6 protein-coding genes and 1 rRNA gene are annotated in these 6,681 nt (G+C 39.3%); 5 read left to right on the forward strand and 2 right to left on the reverse strand.

Annotation, left to right across the window (positions count from 1 at the left end; genetic code table 11):
- Positions 1-6: 6 nt before the first annotated feature.
- Positions 7-1,014: a tyrosine-type recombinase/integrase gene (locus BN8061_RS11660; protein WP_235802748.1), complete on the forward strand. Its 1,008-nt coding sequence runs from the start codon at positions 7-9 to the stop codon at positions 1,012-1,014.
- 98 nt (positions 1,015-1,112) lie between these two features.
- On the opposite strand, the gene BN8061_RS11665 is transcribed toward BN8061_RS11660, so the two are convergent.
- Positions 1,113-2,021 carry an IS1595-like element ISBbi1 family transposase gene (locus BN8061_RS11665; protein WP_005807145.1) on the reverse strand — a complete coding sequence of 303 codons (909 nt, stop codon included), beginning with the start codon at positions 2,019-2,021 and terminating at the stop codon, positions 1,113-1,115.
- Positions 2,022-2,239: 218 nt separating this feature from the next.
- Between BN8061_RS11665 and BN8061_RS11670 the strand changes: the two genes are divergently transcribed.
- The 4 genes from BN8061_RS11670 (at position 2,240) to BN8061_RS11685 (ending at position 6,163) form a co-directional block, all read left to right on the forward strand.
- Positions 2,240-2,677, forward strand: a complete 438-nt coding sequence (locus BN8061_RS11670; RefSeq protein ID WP_068599454.1) for an acyl-CoA thioesterase — start codon at positions 2,240-2,242, stop codon at positions 2,675-2,677.
- Between the two features lie 72 nt (positions 2,678-2,749).
- Positions 2,750-3,223: a SixA phosphatase family protein gene (locus BN8061_RS11675; protein WP_068599456.1), complete on the forward strand. Its 474-nt coding sequence runs from the start codon at positions 2,750-2,752 to the stop codon at positions 3,221-3,223.
- Positions 3,220-5,289, forward strand: a complete 2,070-nt coding sequence (gene ppk1, locus BN8061_RS11680; RefSeq protein ID WP_068599650.1) for a polyphosphate kinase 1 — start codon at positions 3,220-3,222, stop codon at positions 5,287-5,289. The genes BN8061_RS11675 and ppk1 overlap by 4 nt, the downstream gene beginning before the upstream one ends.
- Positions 5,279-6,163 (forward strand): Ppx/GppA phosphatase family protein, encoded by an 885-nt coding sequence (locus BN8061_RS11685; RefSeq protein ID WP_068599457.1) that lies wholly within the window; start codon positions 5,279-5,281, stop codon positions 6,161-6,163. Before ppk1 ends, BN8061_RS11685 begins: the two co-directional genes overlap by 11 nt.
- 161 nt (positions 6,164-6,324) lie before the next feature.
- On the opposite strand, the gene rrf is transcribed toward BN8061_RS11685, so the two are convergent.
- A 5S ribosomal RNA gene (gene rrf, locus BN8061_RS11690) occupies positions 6,325-6,432 on the reverse strand.
- Positions 6,433-6,681 lie beyond the last annotated feature (249 nt).

The following is a 6,681-nucleotide window of genomic DNA, read 5'->3' on the forward strand; positions in this document are numbered from 1 at the left end:
AAAAATGTGATTTGGATCGATTTCCCTTATTCCGAAGAGAATGTTCGAATCCTTTCGCGATTTTGCAAACCTCGTTTTTCGTATACCGCCAAACGCTGGTACACGCCGTATACCAAAGCTAGTCTCGAGTTTTTTGGTTTAGAAAAAAATTATTTGCACGCTATCCAAAAAATTCACCCTGTCAATCGAAAAACTTTCTCCAACTATATCGACCACCTGAAACTGAAATCTTATAGCCCAAAAACAATCGATAATTATCGCACCGAGTTTTCTACTTTTCTCAAATTCATCGACAATCAGCCAGCAGAAACCGTTACACCAGACGAATTGCAAGCTTATTTTTTGTACTGTGTAACGCAAGGTAAATTATCAGAAACGGCGATCAATAGTCGTATAAATGCGGTAAAATATTATTATGAAAAAATCCTGAAAAACGAACGCATGTTTTTTGACATTCCTCGTCCCAAAAAACCTTTACAACTCCCCAAAACATTGAATAAAAAAGAGATAAAATCACTCTTCGAGGTCACCGAAAATCTAAAACATAGAACCATCCTCAAATTGTGTTACGGCATGGGACTGCGTGTAAGCGAGATTGTAAACCTGAAAATTGCCGACATCAATAGCCAAAATATGGTGGTGAGAATAGAGCGCGGCAAAGGTAAAAAAGACCGCTTTGTTGGCTTGCCCGAAAGCATTTTGCAAGAACTGCGCACCTATTATTTGATCTACAAACCTCAATATTTTTTGTTCGAAGGCAACCAGAAAAACGCCATGTCGGTGCGATCGATTCAAATGATTTTCAAGAATGCGATGCAAAAAGCAAAAATTCAGAAAAAAGTTGGCATTCACAGCCTGCGACACAGTTATGCAACGCATCTGCTCGAGTTGGGAACCGATATTTCTCACATTCAGAAACTGTTGGGGCACAACAGAATCGCCACAACTTTGGCGTACACGCACGTCACCAACAAGACTTTGCACACGGTGATTTCGCCGTTAGACAAACTTTAGAAATTCGTATTTTTTCTATTTTTCATCCATTGAAATTCATTAATAAAGCAGAAGAAAATTTTTTACTTTCTTTATATAAAATCTTTCTGATTATCCGTTTATGCACCTGTTATATTCGCAATTACTAGTCTGTCAAAGAGTTTGTCTCCAAAATACCGTCTGTTTAATTTGTAAATAAACTCGTTGAGATACAACTGTAAGTATTTCCTTTTGATTTTATGGTAGTTGCCCAGCAATGTCCGTTTTGCATTACTGATTGCGATATGCACCCATTTGAGTGTTTCCTTGGTGGTTTTGGCGTCTGATTTCTCGGTGACGTGCAATTCCACCAGATCGGAGATGTCAACGTAAGAAGTGCTTTTGTCCGAAAATACGATGGCATCATCCTCCATGCAGTCCCTGACCACGCCGTTGATTCCTTCACTTTGATGGCTATCCAGTACCCTGGCCTTGAAATAACGCACATGCTTCTCCTTTTTGCCCGTTTCGATATCTTCCAACGGGGTGCTTTCGGCCATCACCGCAACGTTCTGCTTTCCCTCGGCTCCCCGGCCACGTGTACCCTTGCCTCGCTCGATTTCCTTACTGGCCACCGAAAAGTAACCCTCATCCAGTTCTATCATCCCTTCCAGTGTATACCTTGCATCCCGGTTGCCCATCGCCCTGCGGAGTTTGTGTACCATCGCCCATACCGGTTCGTAACGCTTCAATCCTAATTGCTTCTGGAGTTCGTTGGTGGAGAATCCCTTTTTTGTGCAACTCATCAGGAACATCGTTTTGTACCACACCAGAAACGGCAGCTTGGAGCTCTCCATGATCGTACCGCTGCGCAACGAGGTGCGGAAACGGCAACCTTTGCATTCATAACTCCATTTACCCTGTAACCAATAATGGGAAGTGCCCCCGCATCGCTTGCAGACAACCCCTTCCTTATCACGCTGCTCCTTGAAATGCAAACGACAATCTTCCTCCGAACCGAAATGAGCCGTAAAACTGAATATGTTCATAATCCCTGCTTTTTGAGCGCTAATATACTAAAAATATTAGGTGTGTTTGCGGAGAATCAGAAATCTTTCTCAAAATCGAGCTTTAATTAGTAAATTCGACAACAAAATGCTAAGATGAGTTTCTTTTGACAGGTTAAATGAGTCTTCTATTTTGAATATCAAATCATTAAAAAAAATGTAATCGTCGGAAGAAAACTTAGCTGCAAAATGTTATAAAGATGAATGTAAATTTAGAAAACTTCAAATTCTATAAAAATTTAGAAATACGTTGGAACGATTTAGATCCGATCGGGCATGTAAACAATGTGTATTATTTTGAATATTTTCAGATCGGAAGAGGCTATTATATGACCGAAATGTCGAAAAATTGGGATTGGATGAAACACATGTTTGTCATTGCCAATATTTCTTGCCAATACTTCAAAGAACTGCGCCTTACGCACCGCAACGTGCAATTGGGCATACGCATATCGGCTATTGGCAACAAAAGTTTCGATTTTGAATATGTAATCGTGAGCGACGACAAAAACGGAGAGCGAATTGTGCACGCACTGGGCACATCTACACAGGTATTGATCGACCTATCGATCAACAAATCGATAGAAATTCCGGTATGGTTGCGAAGCGATATGATTGCCTACGAACCAAATTTGTAATTAAATTTTCGTTTTTTTTTCGAAAATTTATGTTATTTTTAAATAAACTCCTTTCGGTTTTGATAAAGCGATATGAAAACACTCTTATTATTCAGACATGGTAAAAGTAGATGGGACGAGCCTGTGGCAGACAAAAAACGACCGTTGAGCAAAATAGGCATCAAACGCACCATAAAAGTGGCCACCTATCTCGAACAGCATTTCGATTTTACCAATTTCGAATTGCACTCAAGCTATGCCAAAAGAGCGAGCGAAACCGCAAAATTGGTTACCGAAATTTGTAAAACAACCTGTACCACATCCAAAGAGCTCTATACATTTTCTGTAGATGAATTGGAAAGCTGGATAAGAAAACAATACCCCCCTAACAACCTTATTATTTTTGGACACAACCCTGCATTTACCGATTTTATCAATCAATTTTCAGATGCTGAGCTCGACAATCTCCCAACCTCTGGAGTGGCGAGAATAGATTTTGAAATCGATCAATGGCAAGATATGAAAAAAGGAAAGTTAACGATGTTACTAAAACCGAAAGATTTATGAAAACAACACGATACATCAATCGCGAAATAAGTTGGCTTCGATTCAACGAACGCGTTCTACAAGAAGCTGCAGACGAATCGGTTCCGTTGCTCGAACGCATCCGTTTTTTGGGCATTTATTCCAATAATCTCGACGAATTTTATTCGGTGCGATATTCGGCCATTTTGCGCTCAATCCAACTGAAAAAAGTAAACAAGGTTTACAAAAACATCATCGAAAATCAGACAGACGAAGAGCTCATCGAGCAAATCAATCAAGAGGTTGAAAACCAGAGAAAAATATACGATGATTTGTACGATGTCTTATTCGAAAAGCTGAAAGAACACAATATTTTCGTCATCGATCACGAGAACGTTCCTACAGAATACATCCCTTATCTTACCGAGACGTTTTACAAAGAATTCGACCATACCGTGGGCTTGATGATTTTAGAAGATCACCTAAAAGCGCCACAACTTCGCGACGGAAATTTTTATTTAGCTGTAAAAATGCTGATAAAAAACAAACCCAAATACGCCATTGTTTCGGTACCAACCGATACATTTCCACGCTTCATTACGCTGCCAAAAATCAACGAAAATCAGTATGTAATTTATATCGAAGATATTATCCGATACCACCTCAAAGACATTTTCAAGATTTTTGAATTCGATCATATCGAAGCGCATTCGATCAAGATTACCCGAGATTCTGAATTGGATATAGACAACGACCTCGAACATACCATATTGGAAAAAGTTGCTATCGGATTGGAAGGTCGAAAAAAAGGCGAGCCCGTACGCATGGTCTACGACCGGGAGATTGCAGAGGATACCTTGAAATATATTCGAAAAAAGTTGAACCTCGATGAATACGACAGCATCAATCCTGGGGGAAAATATCATAACAAAAGCGATTTGATGAAATTTCCAACCTTGGGAAAAAGCGATCTCACCTACGAAAAAATAGAGCCGATTGTACAAAAAAGCTTCTTGAAATATCCTTCATTTTTCAAAGGAATTACAGAAAACGATCAGTTGTTGTATGCGCCTTACCATGATTATTCTCTATTTTTGAAGTTTTTGCGAGAAGCAGCCATCGATCCGAAGGTAAAAAAACTGAAAATCACCATCTATCGCGTCGCAAAAGATTCACAAGTGTTGAAATCGTTAATCAACGCCGCAATCAACGGGAAAGAGGTAACAGCCGTTTTGGAATTGCGCGCCCGATTCGATGAAGCCAACAATGTAAACTGGTCGAAACGATTGCAAGATGCTGGAGTAAATGTGATTTTTGGTGTTCCGGGGCTCAAAGTGCATTCGAAAATTGCGTATATTGAGCGGGAACCCGAAGAAGGATATGCAACAAAATACGGAATTGTAAGTACTGGAAATTTCCATGCTGGCACCGCAAAAGTCTATTCAGACTTTACCCTTTTTACAGCCAAAAATGACTTGGTAACCGAAATCGAACAATTGTTCAAATTCTTCGATGCCAATTATTTATCGCATTCGTACCGTAAATTATTGGTTTCACCTTTCCAAACCAGAAAGCGTTTAGTGAAGTTTATAAAACGAGAAATAAAAAATTATAGAAAAGGTTTGGCCGCAGGCATCAACCTGAAATTGAATAGCTTGAGCGACAAAGAAATCATCGATTTGCTCTACGAAGCTTCGAACGAAGGCGTGCCTGTACGATTGGTCGTAAGGGGAATTCACTGCCTTGTGCCACAAATCGAAAATCAGTCGGATAACATCAGAAGCATCAGCATAGTCGATAAATTTTTGGAGCATCCACGGGTTTATTGGTTTGTGAATAATGAGCAACACGAAGTTTATATTTCGTCGGCCGATATGATGGAACGAAATTTAGACTTTAGGATAGAAGTTGCTTGCCCGGTTGAAGATCCTAAACTGAAACAAATCGTAATGGATACTTTTGATCTTGGTTTTAATGACAATGTGAAAGGTAGAATTCATGATCTAGACTCTAGTCTTCGATACCAAAAAAATGATAAAATACCAATTCGATCGCAGTTTACTACTTACGATTATTTAAAAAAATTAGAACAACAACATGAAGATTAAAAAACTTGCAGCCATCGATATAGGTTCAAACGCCATACGCCTACTCATCAACTATGTTTACGAGGAAACCAACAATCCGCCTGTATTCAACAAAACAGCTTTGGTGAGAATGCCTATACGCTTGGGACAAGATGTATTCAACAACAGTAAAATATCAGACAAAAATATCGACCGAATTGTAGACGCCATGCAAGCCTATTCGCTGATGATGAAAGTCTACGAAGTTGAACATTATAGAGCATGTGCAACATCGGCAATGCGTGAAACAAAAAACGGTCAAAAAGTCATCAACAAAATCAAGAAAAAAGCCAATATAGCAATCGAAGTTATCGACGGTAAAACGGAGGCAGAAATGCTATTCTGTGCAGGGTTGAATAAATTTCTTACAGAAGATAAAGCCTTCCTCTATGTAGATGTTGGCGGAGGTAGCACCGAGCTTACCTACCTGAAAAACAAGCAAGTACAAGCATCACAATCGTTTGCCGTAGGAACCGTACGTTTGTTGGAACACAAAGAAGCTTCTGACGTTTTCCCGTCTATGCAAAAATGGATAAAAGATACTATTGAGGAAGAGGAAATCGAATTGATCGGCGCTGGTGGAAATATCAACCATGTTTACAAATATTCTGGTGTAAAATTGGGCTTACCAATGAGTGTGAGTTATTTGAATCGTCACAACAAAATACTCCTCAAACTGAATCCAGAAGAACGGATGACTCAATTCAACATGAAACCCGACCGAGCAGATGTTGTCGTTTATGCGTTGGAGATATACAATAAAGTAGCCAAATGGTCTAATGCTAAAAAAATTCATGTCCCAAAAATCGGACTCTCCGACGGAATTATTCGTTCGTTATATGAAGAAGTTAGATAGGGTGAAAAAGTTATTTCTTAAAAGTTATAAGTTAAGAGTTATAAGTTGAAAGGTGAAAATTGATAATTGAAAGCTAATAGCTAACGGCTAGAAGCTAACCGCTTTCACTTTTCTTCAAAAAAAAATCCTCAACTGTTGGTAGTTGAGGATTTGGTTAAAAAGACTGGCGACGACCTACTCTCCCGCAGTTGCAGTACCATCGGCGCTGAAAGGCTTAACTTCTCTGTTCGGAATGGGAAGAGGTGAGCCCTTTCGCTATAGTCACCCTAAGATTGTGCGCTTCTCTAAGCGTATTTTTTTTGACTTCTACTGGTCGATGCTATAGGTTAACAGTTTTTTTTCGGTTTTTTGATTTCGCTTTTTTACTTACACAAGAAAGATTAACAACGCCTAGCACTTAGCTGTGTTTGTTTGATTTTGATTGATTGATTCTTAATCGTTGTTGAAAAAAGTCTATGGGTAATTAGTACTACTCGACTATGACATCGCTGCCTTTACATCTATAGCCTATCAACGTG

This window comes from Vaginella massiliensis, from assembly GCF_900089075.1.
In the GTDB taxonomy this organism is placed as follows: Bacteria; Bacteroidota; Bacteroidia; order Flavobacteriales; family Weeksellaceae; genus Weeksella; species Weeksella massiliensis_A.

Excerpts from the sequence above, each read along its gene's own strand:
- BN8061_RS11665 (WP_005807145.1), bottom strand. The coding sequence starts at position 2,021 with ATGAACATATTCAGTTTTACGGCTCATTTCGGTTCGGAGGAAGATTGT.
- BN8061_RS11670 (WP_068599454.1), top strand. The coding sequence starts at position 2,240 with ATGAATGTAAATTTAGAAAACTTCAAATTCTATAAAAATTTAGAAATA.
- BN8061_RS11675 (WP_068599456.1), top strand. The coding sequence starts at position 2,750 with ATGAAAACACTCTTATTATTCAGACATGGTAAAAGTAGATGGGACGAG.
- ppk1 (WP_068599650.1), top strand. The coding sequence starts at position 3,220 with ATGAAAACAACACGATACATCAATCGCGAAATAAGTTGGCTTCGATTC.
- BN8061_RS11685 (WP_068599457.1), top strand. The coding sequence starts at position 5,279 with ATGAAGATTAAAAAACTTGCAGCCATCGATATAGGTTCAAACGCCATA.